Raw genomic sequence first — 1,491 nt, 5'->3', positions numbered from 1 at the left:
TGGTGTCGACGGCGCTCATCTGCTCGACGATGCCGAAGAAGCCGTTCAACTGGGTGAGCAGCGAGGCCTGCTCGGCGGCGGACAGCTCCAGCCGGGCGAGGTGGGCGATGCGGCTCACGTCTTGCGGGGTGAGGGCCATGGGCAAGGGCAGCGGAAACAGGGTGAAAACAGGCGGCCTGCACCCCGGTGGAGGCAGGCCGATGGGGTATTATCCCCGGTTATCCACAAGCCCTTGCGCAGCGCGCCCCGCCTCGCTTTGCGGGGCCCGAGGAACGAGACAGCCAACCCAACGAACGCCGCGCCAGGCCCGACCCGATGGTCCGCCGGCAACCGCGCTCCGAGAGCTTTCCAGACCCATGTTCGAATCCTTTCGTCGCTACTTCTCGACGGACCTCGCCATCGACCTGGGCACGGCCAACACGCTGATCTACGTGCGTGGCAAGGGCATCGTGCTCGACGAGCCCTCGGTGGTGGCCATCCGCCACGAGGGCGGGCCCAACGGCAAGAAGACCATCCAGGCGGTCGGCGCCGAGGCCAAGGCGATGCTCGGCAAGGTGCCCGGCAACATCGAGGCGATCCGCCCGATGAAGGACGGCGTGATCGCCGACTTCACCGTCACCGAGCAGATGCTCAAGCAGTTCATCAAGATGGTCCACCCGCGTTCGGTGCTCAAGCCGAGCCCGCGGATCATCATCTGCGTGCCCTGCGGCTCGACCCAGGTGGAGCGCCGCGCGATCCGCGAATCGGCGCTGGGCGCCGGCGCCAGCGAGGTCTACCTGATCGAGGAGCCGATGGCTGCGGCGATCGGCGCCGGGCTGCCGGTGTCGGAAGCCTCCGGCTCGATGGTGGTCGACATCGGCGGCGGCACCACCGAGGTCGGCGTGATCTCGCTGGGCGGCATGGTCTACAAGGGCTCGGTGCGCGTCGGCGGCGACAAGTTCGACGAAGCCATCATCAACTACATCCGCCGCAACTACGGCATGCTGATCGGTGAGCCCACCGCCGAGGCGATCAAGAAGCAGATCGGCTCCGCCTTCCCGGGCAGCGAGGTCAAGGAGATGGAGGTCAAGGGCCGCAACCTCTCCGAAGGCGTGCCGCGCAGCTTCACGATCTCGTCCAACGAGATCCTGGAGGCGCTGACCGACCCGCTCAACCAGATCGTCTCCAGCGTGAAGAACGCGCTCGAGCAGACGCCGCCGGAGCTCGGCGCCGATATCGCCGAGCGCGGCATGATGCTCACCGGCGGCGGTGCGCTGCTGCGCGACCTCGACCGGCTGCTGGCCGAAGAGACCGGCCTGCCGGTGCTGGTGGCCGAAGACCCGCTGACCTGCGTGGTGCGCGGCTGCGGCATGGCGCTGGAGCGCATGGAGCGCCTGGGCGCGATCTTCACCTCGGAATGACGCTCGCCCTCGCCGCGCGCTGACGCGGCCCCACGCGAACTGCGGCCATGCCCCTCGGAACCCTCGACCGCACGCCGCCTCCCTTCTTCCG

General features: G+C 68.5%; 2 protein-coding genes. One reads left to right on the top strand and one right to left on the bottom strand.

Going from position 1 to position 1,491, the window contains the following annotated elements; translation table 11 throughout:
- The coding region (locus AB7U92_RS24785) for an Asp-tRNA(Asn)/Glu-tRNA(Gln) amidotransferase subunit GatC (RefSeq protein WP_428583151.1) at window positions 1–139 on the bottom strand (139 nt) is incomplete at its 3' end.
- 217 nt (window positions 140–356) lie between these two features.
- Between AB7U92_RS24785 and AB7U92_RS24780 the strand changes: the two genes are divergently transcribed.
- On the top strand, window positions 357–1,400 hold the full coding sequence (locus AB7U92_RS24780) for a rod shape-determining protein (RefSeq protein WP_428583149.1): 1,044 nt from the start codon (window positions 357–359) through the stop codon (window positions 1,398–1,400).
- Window positions 1,401–1,491 lie beyond the last annotated feature (91 nt).

Source organism: Piscinibacter sp. (assembly GCF_050175855.1).
Classification (GTDB): Bacteria; Pseudomonadota; Gammaproteobacteria; order Burkholderiales; family Burkholderiaceae_C; genus Piscinibacter.
This window is presented reverse-complemented; position numbering and strand designations above follow the sequence as displayed.

Coding starts and splice junctions, on each gene's coding strand:
- AB7U92_RS24780 (WP_428583149.1), top strand. CDS start 357: ATGTTCGAATCCTTTCGTCGCTACTTCTCGACGGACCTCGCCATCGAC.